This is a genomic window from Niveibacterium microcysteis, from assembly GCF_017161445.1.
In the GTDB taxonomy this organism is placed as follows: Bacteria; Pseudomonadota; Gammaproteobacteria; order Burkholderiales; family Rhodocyclaceae; genus Niveibacterium; species Niveibacterium microcysteis.
The window spans coordinates 2,655,730-2,673,188 of sequence record NZ_CP071060.1; the positions used below are offsets into that span (position 1 = coordinate 2,655,730).

General features: G+C 65.1%; 10 protein-coding genes. 3 read left to right on the forward strand and 7 right to left on the reverse strand.

The genetic code is table 11. The features are described from left to right. Positions 1–122: 122 nt before the first annotated feature. The 7 genes from JY500_RS12080 to JY500_RS12110 form a co-directional block, all read right to left on the reverse strand. Positions 123–2,078: a chemotaxis protein CheA gene (locus JY500_RS12080; protein ID WP_206252639.1), complete on the reverse strand. Its 1,956-nt coding sequence runs from the start codon at positions 2,076–2,078 to the stop codon at positions 123–125. Positions 2,079–2,140: 62 nt separating this feature from the next. Next, complete coding sequence (cheZ, locus tag JY500_RS12085) at positions 2,141–2,977, reverse strand: protein phosphatase CheZ (RefSeq protein ID WP_172199444.1); 837 nt, start codon at positions 2,975–2,977, stop codon at positions 2,141–2,143. Positions 2,978–3,053: 76 nt separating this feature from the next. Next, positions 3,054–3,449, reverse strand: a complete 396-nt coding sequence (cheY, locus tag JY500_RS12090; RefSeq protein WP_172199441.1) for a chemotaxis response regulator CheY — start codon at positions 3,447–3,449, stop codon at positions 3,054–3,056. A gap of 14 nt (positions 3,450–3,463) precedes the next feature. Further along, on the reverse strand, positions 3,464–4,411 hold the full coding sequence (locus tag JY500_RS12095) for a chemotaxis protein (RefSeq protein ID WP_172199438.1): 948 nt from the start codon (positions 4,409–4,411) through the stop codon (positions 3,464–3,466). Between the two features lie 11 nt (positions 4,412–4,422). Further along, positions 4,423–5,382 (reverse strand): chemotaxis protein, encoded by a 960-nt coding sequence (locus JY500_RS12100; RefSeq protein ID WP_172199435.1) that lies wholly within the window; start codon positions 5,380–5,382, stop codon positions 4,423–4,425. A gap of 84 nt (positions 5,383–5,466) precedes the next feature. Further along, on the reverse strand, positions 5,467–6,960 hold the full coding sequence (locus JY500_RS12105) for a methyl-accepting chemotaxis protein (protein WP_246479602.1): 1,494 nt from the start codon (positions 6,958–6,960) through the stop codon (positions 5,467–5,469). 240 nt (positions 6,961–7,200) lie between these two features. Further along, complete coding sequence (locus JY500_RS12110) at positions 7,201–8,850, reverse strand: nuclease-related domain-containing DEAD/DEAH box helicase (RefSeq protein WP_206252640.1); 1,650 nt, start codon at positions 8,848–8,850, stop codon at positions 7,201–7,203. A 113-nt stretch (positions 8,851–8,963) separates the two neighbouring features. Here JY500_RS12110 and recC point away from each other — a divergent pair, with 113 nt between their 5' ends. The 3 genes from recC to JY500_RS12125 all read left to right on the forward strand — a co-directional run bounded on the left by recC (position 8,964) and on the right by JY500_RS12125 (position 17,420). Then, complete coding sequence (gene recC / locus JY500_RS12115) at positions 8,964–12,284, forward strand: exodeoxyribonuclease V subunit gamma (RefSeq protein WP_206252642.1); 3,321 nt, start codon at positions 8,964–8,966, stop codon at positions 12,282–12,284. After that, a complete protein-coding gene (recB, locus tag JY500_RS12120; protein WP_206252644.1) occupies positions 12,281–15,973 on the forward strand; it encodes an exodeoxyribonuclease V subunit beta in 3,693 nt (1,230 codons plus the stop codon). Before recC ends, recB begins: the two co-directional genes overlap by 4 nt. Before the next feature lie 904 nt (positions 15,974–16,877). Next, positions 16,878–17,420: a GNAT family N-acetyltransferase gene (locus tag JY500_RS12125; protein WP_206252646.1), complete on the forward strand. Its 543-nt coding sequence runs from the start codon at positions 16,878–16,880 to the stop codon at positions 17,418–17,420. The last annotated feature ends 39 nt before the right edge of the window (positions 17,421–17,459 follow it).

Consider the following 17,459-nt stretch of genomic DNA (forward strand, 5'->3'; position numbering starts at 1 on the left):
ATGGAATGTCATCCTACGCCCTGCGCCGCACAGAACCAACAGCCAATCGTGCACCAAGCACCACAAAAAGGACGGGCCCACCAAGGTGGGCCCGACGGTTCAAAACCCTGACAAGCGATCCGTCATGCGGCGACCGGCAAACGATCCCGCAACAGCGCCTTTCGGGTCGTGCCGCCTTGATCCGACGAGCTGCCGAGTAGCTCTTTCATATCGAGAATGAGCACGATCTGCCCGTTCGACAGCGTCGTCACGCCCGCCACGCCCTTCGGACGGAAGGCATCAAGCGACTTGATCACCGCGTCTTCCCGGCCCGCGAACGAGTCGATCGCCAGCACGTAGTTGCGCTCGGCCGTCTGCATGAGTACGCCGTACTCGGCGACGTGCTCCTGCGGCCAGCCCAGCAGGCCAGATAGCGTGTAGATCGGCAGCACTTCGCCACGCACCACCATCGTCGCGCGGCCACCAACCTCCTGCACATGCTGTGCTTCGATCGGCAGGATCTCGCGCACCATCGACAGGGGCACGGCGAAAGGCTGCTCCGCAAGGCGCACCACAAGCACCGGCAGAATTGCCAGAGTAAGCGGCAGCGAAATGATGAAGGTCGTGCCCTTGCCTTGCGTCGAGCGGATATCGATCGTGCCGTTGAGCTTCTGGATATTCGTCTTCACCACATCCATGCCAACGCCACGCCCGGACACGTCCGACACAGCCGATGCGGTGGAGAAGCCGGGGAGGAAGATCAGGTTGTAGCTCTGACGTTCATCCATGGTGTTGGCCTCTTCATCAGTGATGAGGCCTTTCTCCAACGCTTTGGCGCGCAGCCGCTCGGCGTTCATGCCACGCCCATCGTCTGCGACGATGATGACAATGTGGTCGCCTTCCTGACGCGCCTCAAGGCGCACTACGGACTTGTCCGATTTCCCTGCCGCGAGACGTTCGTGCGTCGGCTCGACACCGTGATCAACCGCGTTGCGGATCAGGTGGATGATCGGATCGGAGAGATCCTCGATCATCGTTTTGTCGATTTCCGTTTCCTCGCCGCTGAGCATCAGCTCAACATCCTTTCCGAGGCTGCGGGCCAGATCGCGGGCGATTCGCGGATATTTCTGGAACAAACGGCCGATCGGCTGCATGCGCGTCTTCATGACCGCGTTCTGCAGATCAGAAACCAGCAGATCGAGCTGGCTCACTGCCACGTCCAACGCGTGCAGCGTTTCCGAGTCGCTGCGGCCGTTCAGAATGTCAGAACGCAGTGCGTTGAGCCGGTTCTTGGTGAGCCCGATTTCACCGGACAGGTTCAAAACCTGATCGAGGCGAGAAGTATCCACGCGGATCGAGTTGTCGCGAGTGCGCTCAACCTCGCGCCGGCCAGTCGGCCCGCTATAGCCCGGCTTGTCGCTGGCACGTCGCCCGATTGCGGCCTTGATGATCTCGTCGGCAGATTTGCCGTCGAGGTCGTGCGAAGGATCTGCAACAGTAACAACAGCGGCCGGCGCGGCGGCCGGGGCCACTGCTGACGAGGGCACGCCAGTCACGGCTTCGTAAAGCGCATACCAGTCGATGCCGTCGTCGCCAACCGGATGGTGCACAACCACCGGCGCCACCGGAACCAAGGCTGTCTCGGCCTTCGGCGCGGGAGCCGGTGCCGGCGCCGGAGCGGCTGGTTTGGCCGCACCGCCAACCAGATTCCCAGCAATCGCCAGCTTCAGCTGCGAGATCAAATGCGGGTCCGCAGCGGATGGCTGCTGGCCGCGCTCAAGCTCGTTGAACATGTCGCGCACCGCGCCGGTCGCGGCGAGGATGACGTCCATCGCATCCGGCGTAATCGCGAGTTCCGCGTTACGCAACTTGTCGAACAGGTTCTCGGTCAGGTGGCACAAGGTCACCAGCTCGGTCGCATTGAGGAACCCGGCACCACCCTTGATCGTGTGGAAGCCGCGGAAGATCTCGTTGAGCAAACCGGTGTCGTTCGGCGTGCGCTCAAGATCGACAAGCTTGTTGTCGACGCCTGATAGCAGATCACCCGCTTCGATCAGGAAGTCCTGAAGGAGATCTTCCATCCCCGCAAAATCGCTCATAGCTCGCTCCGAATCACCGATGTCTTACGCCAGTCCGGCTCTAAGTCGGTCATGCAACGCTGTCAGAAGCCCAGGCTTTCGAGCAGATCGTCCACCTGCTCCTGGTTCGTCACGACATCCTCGCGCCCTTCGCTGCTGACCACCGGGCCATTCAGCAGGCCTTCGCTGGCCGACGAGCGCTTGTTCTCCGGCACCACCTGCAGCAGCACGTTCACCAGGCCCTCTTCCAGTACTGCAGCCATGTCGACGATCTTCTTGATCACCTGACCGGTCAGATCCTGGAAGTCCTGCGCCATCATGATTTCGAGCAACTGTTCATTGACCAGTTTGCTGTCGTCGGCGACCTGACCAAGGAAGCCGCGGGTCTCCTGAGCAAGGACCTTGAACTCTTCGACCGACAGCTCCTTCGCGTAGAGCTTGTCCCAGCGTTCGCGCAGCTGACGCGACATGTCTTCCTGCCGATCCTGGATCGGCTGCGCGATGTCGGTCGCGTTGAGCACGCGGCTCGCAGCCTGCTCGGTCATCGTCGCGATGTAGGAAAGGCGCTGGCGTGCGTCGGGGATCTGGCGTGCAGTTTCCTCCAGCATCCGGTCGTAACCCAGCTCGCGCAAGGTGTCGTGCAGCATCCGCGTCATCTGGCCGATCTTCGTGAAGACCGATTCCTGGCGCTCCTCCGGTGTCAAGGGCTCCGCCGGTACCTCGCGCGCCTCGCCCTCAAGAACGTCCTGCCCGCCCGCATTGAACTTCGACGCTACATCGTCGAAGAGATGCTGCAATTCGTCGCTGTCGCCTTCGTCGGCAGGCGGACGGGGCGCTGCGGCCTCGCTCGCGATGCTGTCGAACAGCTCCTGCAGTTCGTCGTTGTCACCTGATCCGTCATTCGCTGGCCGTTTTGCCATTTCCGGCTCCTGTTGGTCTTTCACACCGAATGCGCAGCGCAAAGAAAGCCGCGCCGCACACCACGCATGTCGCGGATTAGCCCGCCTTGCCCATTTTTTCGAAGATCTTCCCCATCTTTTCGGACAGGGTCGCCGCGGTGAAAGGCTTCACGATGTAGCCACTCGCACCGGCCTGCGCAGCCATGATGATGTTTTCCTTCTTGGCCTCTGCCGTGATCATCAGAACGGGCAGATCCTTCAGCGCAGAACTCGAGCGGATCGCTTGCAGCAACTCAATGCCGGTCATGTTGGGCATGTTCCAGTCGGTGACGACGAAGTCGAATCCACCGCCTTGCAGTTTCTGCAAGGCAACGGCGCCGTCTTCCGCCTCATCGACGTTTGTGTAGCCCAATTCCTTCAACAGGTTGCGGACGATGCGACGCATCGTCGAAAAGTCATCAACCACGAGGAATTTCATCTTGGGATCGGACATATTTTTCTCCGGGGTTATTCCCTGTGCGACTTCATCAGATATGGGCGCAGCGTCTCGGCGAGCACCTCAGCATCGAACTTTGCCACATACGCATCGACACCGACTGACTTGCCCATTGCTCGATTCGCTTCCGAGGAGAGGGACGAGTGCATGACCACCGGGATCCCCTCAAAACGAACGTCGCTCTTGATATTGCGGGTCAGCACGTAGCCGTCCATTTCCGGCATTTCCGCGTCAACCAGAATCAGGCTCAGTTCATCGGCAAGGCGGCGCTTCTGCAGTTGCGCATGGGAGGCCATGCCTTCGAGCCGGGTCCAAGCCTCAAAACCGTTCATCGCGTGCTTGTGGCGTACGCCAAGCTTGTCGAGCACCTCGACAATCTTCTTGCGAGCAACCGACGAGTCATCGACGAAGAAGATGTTCGATTCGACGTCTTTTCCAAGCGGGGCGATCTGCCCGATCGGCGCTTCGCCGAAGGTTTGCGCGAGGATCGTCTCGACGTCCAGGATCGACACCAGACGGCCGTCCGGCAGTTCGGTGATCGCGGTGATGAAGCTGACCGCCGACGATGAGACGTTCTCCGGCTGGCGAACCTTGTCCCATTCAACCCGGATGATGCGGTCGACATCGCTGACGAGGAACCCGAGCGTTCGCTTGCTGTACTCGGTCACCATCATCGAGCCGCCCAGACCCGCTTCGGGGCCATTCAAGCCAAGGATGCGACCCAGCGAGAGTACGGGAATGACGTTGCCGCGGAGCGAAATCAGGCCCTCCACCCCGGCAGGCATATTCGGTGCCTTGGTGATGAACGGCGTTTTCGAGACTTCGCGCACCTTGAACACGTTGATGCCGAAGGTTTCGGTCGTGCCGAGCGAAAACAGCAGGATCTCCATCCGGTTGGAACCGGCGAGCTTGGTACGCGCATCAACCGAATCGAGCAGATTGCTTTGTGCCTGGTCCATTTCGGTTCCCCTCAGAGCATGTCCTGGTCGCCGTCGATGTACTTCAACAGCGAGTCAGCCAGCCGGTGCGGCTCAAACTTGGAAACGTAGGCATCCACACCCACTGATTTGCCGAGCGCCTGGTTCGACATGCCCGACAGCGAGGAATGCATGAGGATGGGTATCCCCTCGAAACGTGGGTCCGACTTGATCTTCTTCGTCAGGATGTAGCCATCCATTTCCGGCATCTCGATATCGGTCAGGATGACCGTGACCAGCTTGTTCATCTTCTTGCCGACGATATCGGCGTGGTTCGCCAGCTTCTCCAGCTCATCCCACGCAGCGCGGCCGTTGACCGCGCTTAACGACCGGATCCCCATTTCCTTGAGCGTGCGTTCGATTTGCTTGCGCGCGACGGCCGAGTCATCGGCGTAGAAAACGGTTGCGTCTTTCTTGCGAACCTTGGGCAAGTCCTTGAACAGGAAGTCGTCGTCGTACTTGGTGGTTTCCGACAGTACCTTCTCGACGTCCAGCATCATGATCAACCGGCCGTCTTCAAGTTCGGTGACTGCCGTTACCAGGCCGCCCAGACGCGAAGTCAGCATTTCGGGCGGCACCCGCATCTGCGCCCAGTCGAGCCGAAGGATGGTATCCACCGCCTCAACCAGGAAGCCCTGAGTGTGGCCGTTGTATTCGGTCACGATCATGATGTCGCGCTTGCCATCGGTGTTTACACCGGTGTACTTGGCCAGATCGACGATCGGCACAAGCTGCCCGCGCAGCGAAACCATGCCTTCCACCGCGCTCTGCATGTCCGGCGCGGCGGTGATAGGCGGTGTGCGCATGACTTCACGCACCTTGAACACGTTGATGCCGAAGGTCTCGCGCCGATTGGTGCGTTGATCCTCGCCCAAGGTGAAGAGCAGGATCTCGAGCTTGTTCGTACCAGCCAGGCGCGTCCGCGCGTCAATGCTCTTCAGTAGTTCGGACATTCGTCTCTCCAACTCCAGGCCCTGCCTGCATTCTTGCAGGCGTCAATAACACTAACGGCAGCGCGGTTACGGACTTGAGGGTGCTTATGCACGAAAACCGATCCGGAAACCGCCCCAGTGGCGGCCCTGGATATAAATCGGGGCCGAAACGTCGTGCATCACCTCACCGGTATCGCGCCGGTAGGTTTGCACCAGGTATTCCATTTCGTGGGCACCGCAGCGCTTGCCGACCGGATCGTCGAAGATCCGCTTGGTGCGGTTGCCGACCATGTCCTTGTCGAAATCGCCGGTCAGCGGCTGCGAGAAGCGCCGGTTATGCGTGGGGAAGTAGCCCCTGCGATCCACCGCCCCGGCGTACACCACCGCCGAGTGCTGCTCCAGGATCGGCTCCTGAATTGCCGGCAGCAGTTCGTCGGTCAGCGAATCAAAGCGGGTGTTGAACTTCTGCGGTTTGGTGTCGGGAATCGGCACGTAGCGGTCGTCGAACAAGGCGTCCAGCGTGATGCGCCCGGATGCCACCGCCTGCTCAAGCGCCTCGCCCACCGCCTTGGCGGCCGCCATGGCCACACTCGGCAAGGCGGCATGCACCGCCACGGCGTTCTGCCCAACGTCCGAGAGGCGGAACACCTTGTCGATCTCGCCCAGGTTGCCGGCCAGGTTCGCGAGGCGCGCCGCCTCGCCGCGCGACTCATCCGCCGCCTTGGCGTTCTCGTTGATCATCTTGAGGATCTGCTGCACCGAGCCGTGGATCGCCTCAGCATCACGACTCTGCCCCTGTATCGACAGCGCGATCGCGTCGACCTTCTCCATGGTCTCAGTCGCGCCACGGTCGATCGCCTGCAGGGAATCCGATGCGCTGCTGGCCAGTTGGGCACCACTGCGCGCCTGTTTGCTACCTTCTTCAATCGTCGCGATAGCGCTGGCCGTTTCCCCCTGGATGGCCGCGATCATCTGGGTGATCTCGCGCGTAGCGTTGGATGTGCGTTCCGCAAGCTTGCGCACCTCGTCGGCCACCACTGCGAAACCGCGCCCCTGCTCGCCGGCCCGCGCTGCCTCGATAGCAGCGTTGAGCGCCAAGAGGTTGGTCTGATCGGCGATCTCGCGAATAACGTTGACGATGCCGCTGATCGCCTGCGACCGGTCGCCCAGCGACGCCACGACGGATGCGGACTGTTCCACCCACTGGGCGATACGCTCGATTTCCTGCGACACATTGGCCACCACGCCGCCACCGGCGATCGAAAGCTCGCGGGCTTCCTGCGCAATGCGAGCAGTCTGCGAGGCATGTTCGGCGACTTCATAGACGTTGGCGGTCATCTGCTCGATCGCCTGCGCCATCTGGTTCGCCGCGTCGCGCTGCGAACCGGTACTGGCGCTCATGCGCTCGGAGCGCGCACCGAGTTGATCGGAAACTTCTGCAACCCGACGCGAATCGCTGATCACCTTGGCGACAACGCCCTGCACCACATCTAGGAGCGTGTTGAAGGCGCTGGCCAGTTCACCGCTGACGCCACCGCCAGCCGCCGCGCGGCGCGAGAGGTCGCCGTCTCGATTGATATCGGTGAGTAGCGTGGTCATCGCCTGCAGACCGGCACACTGTCGCCGCTGTATCCACCAGAACAGCACCATCACAGGCAAGGCCGAAATCACCGCGGCCCCCGCCGCCCCCCGAGCCAAGCTCCGGCCCCCGCCCCCAGCGCCGCAGCTGCGCCAAGGACGATCATCGCCCCGATTTGCCTCATTCGACCCTCGCCGTGTTGATCACGCTCGCGCTCTCGGGCGCCGTTCGTCCGATTAACGGCGGGGGATGAAGCGACTTTAGGCGTCGTCGGCGAAACCCGCTTCGTTCAGCAAGCCGGCTGCGGTAGCCGACGCCAGCACGAACAATTTCATCGTGGCGCGGGTCGCGCCGACGAAGAATTTACGCAAGGCTGCGTCGTCCAGCACCGCAAAGTCCACTTCGCTGAGGATCACGCAGGGCGCGCTCTGCCCCTTGAAGCGGTAGACCGTCTCGCACAGCACGTCGCCGGCCGAGAACTCAGGCATGCCAAGCAGATCGTAGCGCCCTGTGAAGTGTCGCAGCGGGATCGGCCCAAGCCGGTCGAGCCCGACAAGCGCCGAACGCTCCCGGCCGTGAAAGCTCAGCAGCGCGATCTGGCTGCGCTCGAAACCCAAGCCAATTGCCTGCGTGAGCGCCCGGCGCGTCTGCTCGAGCAGCGACTCGCGATCAGCGTAGGGCACCACACTCACCGCGTCGCCGCGGATCGGGCTGCCGGGCTCCTGGCGCAAGGCGTCGGGCATCAGCCGATTGAGCATGTCGACGATCGCGCGCGGGCTGCGGAAGTTGGTTGCCGAGCGAAGCGTTACCCAGCCGGGCATCTCGATCGCGGGCTTGGCGTAAAGGTTCTGCATCGGGTCTTCCAGCCACCAGCAGCGCGCACCGGGGCGGCCCAAGCGCAAAACTGCGTCGCGCCAGGCGGGCGAAAAATCCTGCCCCTCGTCGATGATGATCTCGTCGAACACCCACTCCGCCGGTACCGCCATCACCCCAAACGCCGTCTCCAGCCGCGAGAATGCATCCGGCTGGCGCAAGTCGGGCTGCAAACCGGTGGTTCGCAACATGCTCAGGCATAGCTGGTGGAACGACGTGACCTCGCCCCCCGCGGGCACCAGCGCAGCCACATGGTCCGCCAGCGGCCGGTTGAAGCACACGTACAAAGGCCGCCGCCCCGCTGCCAGCGCATCGCGATAGACCGCCAACGCGAGCTGCGTCTTGCCGGATCCGGCCGTGCCCACCACCCGCAACAGATGGGGTGACATTTCCAGCCGCCGCGCCCATTCAGTGAGGCCACCTGAGAGGCGGGTGTAGAGCGCACGCGACGCATCGGCGGCCGCGCCGACGTCCGGCGTCAGCGACAATTCGTCCGCCAGAAACGCCGACACCGCGGCGTGACGTACCGCATTAGCGGCGACATCAGCATCGAGCGCCAGCACCCGCGCCACCAGCGCCTCGCGTTGATCGGCATCGATGATCAGCGCCGGGTCCAGGCCCGCGGTTTGCGGTTGGCGAACGCGATAGTCCGGCAGGAAGAGCAGACCAGTCACCGATGCGTCGCTGGCCACGCGAGCGAGTTTCTCGCGCAGCACCGCCACCGCGCGCCCCAGGTGGTGCGCCACGTTCACCGCCTGCGCCGCGCTGCCGCGCAGGAGGCCCTCGGCCGATTCGCGCAGAAAGCCGGTGCGCTGCTCGATCAGTACACAGGCGCCAGATGGCGTCACCAGTGCCAGATCCACCGCGCCAAACAGCGCTTGACCATCCGCGCCATGCTGCCAATGCACACCGTGAAACACCGCCCAATCGTCGGGCAAGGCTTCGCCCAGGCGGCGCAGCGTGTCGAGCAGTCGAACCAGGCTGGGCGATGCGCCGTTCGCCAGCGCTTCCCAACCGTCGGGGTAGATACGAGCCATGAATGCATCACCTCAAGACCAAGCGCCCGATTGTCGCCGACTTTGCGCACGGGCTGCCACGCCCCACGCGGCGTGGCTCATCGGGCGAGCTTGGCTCGCGATAGACTTGCCCCATGCCGATCCGCGTCAGCTTCGCCAACCGCATCGAAACCCTTGAACAGATCCTGCTTGCCCGCCTTCAGGCCGAGCAGCCCGGCCCGTTCGACCGGCAGACGGTCATCGTGCCGAATACGGCCGTGCGCCGCCGTATCGAGCTCGACATGGCGGACCGTTTCGGGCTCTGCGCCCAAGTGGACTTTCCCTTCCTCGGCCAGTGGCTGTGGCAGGAGGTCGGGCAGTGGATGCCGGCACCAGAGCGCTCACCGCTCGACACCGGCCGGCTGACATGGGCGATTCTGGTGCAATTGAACGACGGGGATTTCGTGCGCAGTCACCCCGGCGTTGCCGGCTACCTTGCCGATGCCGACGCGGTGATGCGCTTCGAACTCGCCGAGCAAGTCGCCCGCGTCTTTACAGACACCGTGACCTACCGGCCCGACTGGGTGGAACAGTGGCGACTGCGTCGCGCACTGCCGCTGCCCGCCGGAAACGATCACGACACTGCCGACTGGCTGGGTGACTTGTGGCGCCGGGTGACCAGCGCATTGGGCGTCGCCGGGCAGCACCCGTTCATCCGCCTGTTGCAGGAACAACCCCAGCGCGCCGCCGCGCCGGCCGACTGCGGCCCGGTGCATGTATTCGCCCTGCCCGCCCTGCCCCCGCTGCACCTTGACCTGCTGCGCGCCTTCGCGGACTACCGCGAGGTGCAGCTCTACGTGCTCAATCCCTGCCGCGAGCACTGGTTCGAAATCGTACCGGCACGCCGCCTCAGCTTTCTCGCCGCGCAGGGCCGGTCCGACTTTCACGAGGTCGGCAACCGCCTGCTCGCTGCCTGGGGGCGGCAGACGCAGGCTCATATCGACCTGCTGTTCGAAAACGACGACGCCCTTGAAGAAGCCGACAGCCGGTTCGACGAAGCCACGGCCGCCACGCTGCTGGGCCATGTGCAGAACGCCGTACTCGACCTGCAGGAATTGGGGCCGGCAAGTTTCGCCCTGGAAGCGGACGACCGCAGCATCGAAGTCCATGTGTGCCATTCGCTCACCCGCCAGCTCGAAGCCTTGCAGGACCGGCTTCTGGCGCTGCTTGGCGCCAGTTCAGCCGCGCCGGGCTCGCCGATCCGGCCGAGCGATGTGCTGGTCGTGGTGCCGGATCTCGCTACCGCCGCGCCGCTGATCGACGCCGTGTTCGGCACCGCCCCGCCGGCACGGCGCATCCCCTACACCATTACCGGCCGCGGCCAGACGCGCGAGCACGTCGTCGCGAGTACGCTCGCCGCCTTACTCGATCTGCTGCCGGGCCGCTTCCCGGCCAGCGCGGTGTTCGATCTGCTGCAACTCGCGCCGATTGCGGCGCGCTATCAGCTCGACGACGCGGCACTCGAAACGGTACGCGACTGGGTCGCCAGCGCCGGCATCCGCTGGGGGCTCGACGCCCGCCAGCGCGGCGAACTGGGCCTGCCGGAACACGATGTGCACAGCTTCGCCGATGGGTTGGAGCGGCTCTTCCTCGCCTACGCGCTCGGCGACGACGCCGTGTTCGCCGGCCGAACCGGCGCCGCCAATCCCGAAGGGCAAGCCGCGCAGGCGCTCGGCCAGCTCTGGCGCTTCGTACAGGATCTGGCCGACACGCGGCTGCGCTGGCGCACGCCGCGCAGCGCCGAAGCCTGGCGCGGTGAGCTGGACGAGCTGCTCGCACGCTACATCCCCCCGAGCTTCGAATGGGCGGAAGATCTGCGCACCCTGCGCGCCACGATGGCCGAGCTGCATCGGCATATGGATGCGGCCGGCGACGCCGACCTTACGCCAGACATCGTGATCCGCGCGCTCGCCGATCTGCTCGAACAGCCTGCGCGCGGCGGGGTGCCCACTGGCGGCGTCACCTTCGCCGCGATGGCCAGCCTGCGCCCCTTGCCCTACCGGGTGGTCTGCGCGCTGGGCATGGACGACGGCGCCTTCCCCGGCACCGACCGCCCGGCGGAATTTGATCTGCTCGCGCGCCACCCGCGCCGGGGCGACCGCCAGCGCCGCTTCGACGACCGCAACCTGTTCCTCGACCTGCTGCTCAGCGCGCGGGATCACTTCATCCTCGCCTACACCGGCCGCAGCCTGCGCGACAACGCCGCGCTGCCGCCCTCGGTACTCGTGGCGGAACTGCTCGATGCGCTCGCCGAGTTGACCGCGACCGATACCTCGCCGGAGGCCATCGCCGCTGCGCGCGCCCGGCTCTTGGTGGAACACCCGCTGCAACCCTTCGCGCTGGATCTCTTCCTGCCCGGCGCCGACCCCCGCCTGCACAGCCACAACGCAGAACTCTGCGACGCGCTGCGCGCGGGCCTCTCCAACGCACAGCGCGCGCCCGGAACGCCGCTCGGGCCTTCGTCTTCCGATGCGGACGATGAGCGCGAGGCGCAGGACGAAACCAGCACGGCCCCGCCCTTCTTCACCACCCCACTCGCCATCGACGCTTCACTGCGAGACGTGCCGCTGGACCACTTCATCCGCTTCTTCCGCAACCCATCGCGTTCGCTGTTGCGCGAGCGGCTCGGCATCCAGCTCGCCAAGGGTGAAGACGCGCTGGCGGACGAGGAACCCTTCGTCGCCGACTACGAAGGCATCCGTGCCCTCTTCCAGCGGCTGGAGGCTGACGTACTTGCCGGCAGTTCGATTGATCAACTGCGCGCCCGCGTCGCAGCGGGTAACGAATATCCGCACGGCGCCTTAGGCAACGTGCAGCGGGCCGATGTGGTGGCGCAGCTCGCCGCCTTTTCGCAGAAGCTGCAACCTCTGCGCGACGAAGCGGCGCTGGCGCCGGTGCCCATCGCGCTGAACTTCGATCTGGCCGGCGAGACATGGCGCCTGAGCGGCAACCTCGCCGGGCTGCGCGCGAGCGGTCAGTACCGCTACCGACTCGACGCCCTGCGCGCGGCCGACCGCGTTGAGGCGATCCTGCATCACCTGGTGCTCTGTGCCGCCGCGCCGAGCGGCGTGGTCGCAAGCACGCAGCACCTCGCCAGCGATGAGACGCTGACCCTGGCGCCACTGGCCCCCGCCAGCGCGCTCGCCCACCTGCAAAGCCTGCTTGGCTGGTATCGCCTCGGCCAGACACGGCCGCTGCACTTCTACCCGAAGAGTGCCTGGGCCTATGTGGAGAGCGGCCAACGCCTCTCAGAAGCCCGAAAGAAGTGGGAGAGCGCGATGTTCGCCGGTGAGAACGAAGACCCGCACTACCAGTTCGCGCTGCGCGGCGTCGCCGACCCGCTGGATGCAGAATTCGAGCAAGTCGCGGTGGATGTGTTCGGCCTGCTGATCACCGACGCGGAGCGCACGGCATGAGCACGCTGCGCGATCTCGACGTCTTCGCCTGCCCGCTGTCCGGCATCAGCCTGATCGAAGCCTCGGCCGGCACCGGCAAGACCTGGAACATCTGCGGCCTGTATCTGCGGCTCTTGCTCGAACACGGCCTGCCGGTCGAGCGGATTCTCGTCGTCACCTTCACCAAGGCCGCCACTGCGGAACTGCGCGAGCGGATCCGCCAGCGCATCGTCGAAACGCTCGCCCACCTCGACGGCCGCGGCAGGGCGGGCGACCCCTTCGTGCCGCAATTGCTCACCGCGGTGCGTGCAAGCGGCGTCGCGGACGAGGCACGCCTGCGCAGCCAGCTCGAACTGGCCTTGCAGACCTTCGACGAAGCGGCGATCTTCACGATCCACGGCTTCTGCCAGCGTGCGCTGGCGGATACGCCCTTCGCGGCGGGCCTGCCGTTCAAGCTCGATGTCACCCCCGACGACCACGCGCTGATCCGCGAAGCGGTGGCCGACTTCTGGCGGCGCGAAGTCGCCATCGACACCCTGCCGCCCTCCCTTGCCGCATGGCTGCTGTTGCGCAAGGACACGCCGGACACCTGGGCCAAGCTGCTGCGCGAATCGCTCGCGCGCCCGCTGGCAAGAGTGGAATGGCCCGTGGCGCCAGAAGACGCGCCGTCGCCCGATAAACTCCGGCAACTGTTCGACGAAGCGCGGGCCGCATTTGCAGCCGTCCCGCCGCCAGCCGAAGTGCTGAAACAAGCCGCCGCCGCGAAGGATCTCAACGCAGCGTCGTACAAGCCGCACCTGATCGACGCCAGTGCGGCCGAGTGGGAAGCGTGGTTCGACAGCGGCGACGAACTGAGCACCGCCGTCGCGCCGTCGAGCGAGAAGTCGCCGCTGCGTCTGATGCGCACCGGCTTCATCGCAGGCAAGCTGAACAAGAACCGCACCGCGCCGGAACACGCGTTCTTCGAAGCGGCCGAGGCGCTGGTCGCCGCCCGGATCAGTGCCGAACAGGCGCTCGAACATGCGCGCCTTGGGCTGATTCGCCGCATGCTTTCCACCGCGGGGGATGCACTGCGTGCCGCCAAGCGGCGTGCGCGGGTGGTGGCCTACGACGACATGCTCGCCAACCTGCACCGCGCGCTCACCTCCGGCGCGAACCCGTGGCTCGCCGCCGCGCTGCGCGAGCACTACCCCGCCGCGCTGATCGACGAATTTCAGGATACCGACCCGGTGCAGTTCGAGGTGTTCTCGAAGATCTATGCCGGCGATCCGGCGGGGCCGCTGTTCCTCGTGGGCGACCCGAAGCAGGCAATCTACAGCTTCCGCAACGCCGATCTGCACACCTACCTTGCCGCCGGCGACGCGGCCCAGCATCGCTACACGCTGCGCGAGAACCAGCGCTCCACCGGACCGCTGATCAAAGCGCTCAACACGCTGTTCAACGCCAACCCCGGCGCCTTCGTGCTGCCCAAGCTGGGCTACGAAACCGTGCGGGTCGGCGCCAAGCCGCGCCCGGTCTTCAGCGACGAGAGCGGCACGCCCAACGCGGCACTGCACCTGTGGCAACTGCCACTCGGCGAAGCCGGCGGTGCAATGCTGCGCAGCGCGGCGATGACTCAGGTGCCCGCGGCCTGCGCCAGCGAAATCGCGCGACTGCTCGCTGCCGGCCAGCGCGGCGAGATCCGCATCGGCGGCCGCCCGCTCGCTGCGGCGGACATTGCGGTGCTGGTGCGCAGCCACAAGCAGGCCGCGCTGATCAAAGCCGCACTGGCGCAGGTCGGCGTTGCCAGTGTCGAGATCTCGCAGTCCGACGTGTTCCAGACACTGGAAGCCACCGAGCTCGCCCGCGTGTTGCACGCGGTGCGCGAGCCTGCGCGCGTTGGCCTGCTGCGCGCAGCCCTCGCCACCACGCTGATGGGCGAAACCGCCGAAGCGCTCGCCGCGCTGGATCACGACGAAGCGCGCCTGCAGGCGCAGGTCACCCGCTTCGCCGAGTGGCGCGAACTGTGGAACAACCGCGGCATCGGCATGATGCTGCGCCGCTGGCTGGCCGGCGACGATGCCGCGCAAAGCGTGGTCGCCCGCATGCTCGCGGCCGGCGACGGCGAACGCCGCCTCACCAACCTGCTTCATCTGGCGGAGTTGCTGCAACAGGCCAGCGATACCCATCGCTCGCCCGAGGCGCAGATGCGCTGGTTTGCCGACCAGTTGCAGGCCGATCGCCATGAAGAGGTTGCGCAGTTGCGCCTGGAATCTGACCGCAAGCTGGTGCAGATCGTTACGATTCACAAGTCCAAAGGGCTGGAATACCCGATCACCTTCACGCCCTTCCTGTGGGACGGTCACCGCCGCAGCGATGCCAGCGGCGACGCGGTCGAATACCACGACGCGAACGGCCGCATCGTGCTCGACTACCGCCCCGAAGCCGGCGACGACGACACGATCAAGCAGGCCCGCAAACGCGAACGCGCCGCCGAAGACGTGCGGCTCGCCTACGTCGCGCTGACCCGCGCGGTGTTCCGCAGCTACGTCGTCGTCGGCAACTACCTCAAGCCCGCCGGCAAGAGCGTCAGCACCAAGGAATCGGCGCGCAGCGTGCTGAACTGGATCGCGGCCGGCGTGGGCAGCGATCAGCAGGTGTGGGACGCTGGCGAGGCGCCTGCCACGGAGATCGACGCCGCATGGCAGCGCATTGCAGAAGCCGCCGCTGGCGACATCGCGCTGACACCGCTGCCCGTTGGGGCCGCAGCCCGGCTCGATATCGCCGCGCCGGCGCTCGACCAGCTCACCGCCCTGCCTGCGCCCGCGCACATTCCGGACGCCTGGAAGATCGGCAGCTTCAGCCGCCTCGTGCAAGGCGCGCCCAGTGCCCACGGTGCCGAGCAGGACCATGACGCCCTCGCCGCGCCGCGCCCGCTCGGCCCGACGCCGGCGAGCATCCCGCCCGACGACGTGCTGCACTTTCCGCGTGGCGCATCGGCCGGCGACTGCATGCACGCGGCCTTCGAGCGAGCCGATTTCACCGACCCGGCAAGCTGGGACGCCGCCGCCCGCGCCGCGCTGCGCGATCACCCGCAACGCGGCATCGAAGGCAGCCGTGGCGAGCAGGCTCGTCAGGTGGCCCAACTCACCGGCCTGATCCGCGACGTCGTCAGCACACCGCTGCCAGCCGGCCTGCGCCTGACAGAGCTTCCGATGAAGAAGCGACTCATCGAAATGGGCTTCAACCTGCCGGCGTCGACCTTGAGCGCCGCGCGCCTCAACGCCTGGCTCGCCGAGCGTGGCTACCGCATGCCGCCGCTGGGCTTCCAGAGCCTGCACGGCTACCTCTCCGGCTTCATCGACCTGGTGTTTGAGCACGAAGGCCGTTACTGGGTGCTGGACTGGAAATCCAACATGCTCGGCTTCAACGCCGACGACTACCGCGGCGAAGCGCTGGCCGACGCGATGGCCGCGCACGGCTACCACCTGCAATACCTGCTCTACCTCGTCGCGCTGCACCGTCACTTGAAGCTACGGCTGCCGCACTACGACTACGACAGTCACATCGGGGGGGCGCTGTATTTGTTTGTTCGGGGCGTACGGCCGGGGTGGTTGGCTGAGGACGGCGCTCAGGCCGGGGTGTATTTCAGGCGGCCGAGTCGCGCGGATATTGAAGCGTTGGACGCTTTGATTGCGGGTGGTGGTGATGGCGGAGTTTTGACCTTATGACCGGCCACGCACTGACGCTTCGCGAAGCGGCTAGCGACACGGTCGTAGGTTGCGCTGAGCTTTGCGAAGCCCAACGTTGCTGTGTTTGCGGCTTGCGATTGGCGGTGTCGCGTTGCGATCGTTTGTCCGCTGAAGCCGGGTCGCGCCCCGGCGGGCGCCCTACTTTCTTGTGGCAACAAGAAAGTAGGCAAAGAAATGCCCCCCGCTTCAACGCCGCGCGCTACGCGCACGGTGCCCTGCGCTGCTCGAACCATCGGGTGGCTGCGCAACTCGCCCTCGCTTCGCTCGGTGCTCGGACAGTGCTCGCCACCGCCGCGCTCCGCGCGTCGGAACCCGATGCTTCTGCGCTGCTCGGCGTTTCAGAGGGGGATCGAAAGGCGTCGACGATTGACCGTTTCGATGTTCTCGTAGCCCGGATACGGGACGAAGGCCGGCATCCGGCAAGTACCGTTGCACCGCTAGCGACGGCAGCCCCGCATTCCGCTCCGCTCCATCCAGGCTACGAACAACCCGCACGCGTCGATCAACCGATGGTTTTGACTTTGGGTCCCGTCGAGAGCGCCGAGTGGCGCAGCGCGGTCGGGGGATCGGCGCGAAGCGACGACGGCGAGGACTGTCTGAGGCCCGCAGGGCCGAGTTCCGCAGCCGCCCGACTTCGCGAGCACGCGAGGGAAGTCAGGCGCTTGCGCCTGACCGCGAACGCCGGGTGCCCTTCTCTTTGGTTCCTTTCTCTTGGGCAAGCAAGAGAAAGGAACCCGGCCGCCGGGACGGACTCCCGGCCAACGCACGCCAGCAAATCACCAACACCCATCGCAAGCCGCCCCCCAAAGGAGGGCTTCGCGCGACTCAGCCCAACCTTCCCGGCCCACATCGAAATGCTCGTCGATGAACCGAACGTCAAGCCATGAGCCATCCACCTGCCGTCCTCGCCAACGACCTCGTCCGGCTAAGGCGTTCAACGGCGGCCGACGCTCGAAGCGTTTTTGACGCAACGAGCAGCGACGCAGTCACGCATTTCATGGAATGGTCACGACACACCGATGTATCGGAGACCGAGGGATTCTTTTCGGGTTGCGCCGCCCGGTGGGATTCAGGAGAGGAGTTCCATTGGGTCATCGAACCTGCGAACGAACGCACTATCGCCGGATGCATCACCTTGCGGGTGAGAGGCAGCACGGCGGATTTCGGCTACTTTTTGCTCCCCGTGTTCTGGGGCAAGGGTTTGGCCTTGGCTGCAGCATCCCTAATCGTTAGATGGGCCAAACGCCAGCCAAATATCTTCAGGATCTGTGCCACAACGGATGCTGAGAACGCTCGCTCGATCGCCACGCTCGGTCGATCGGGGCTGGCGCATGAAGGCACGTTAAGAATGGCGACAATTCGTCCGAACATCTCGACGACGCCACGTGACACCGCTGTATTCGGGCTTTGCCGCGATGATTTCTAGAACGCTCAACGACAACGTATTCAAATTGCGTACGACCCG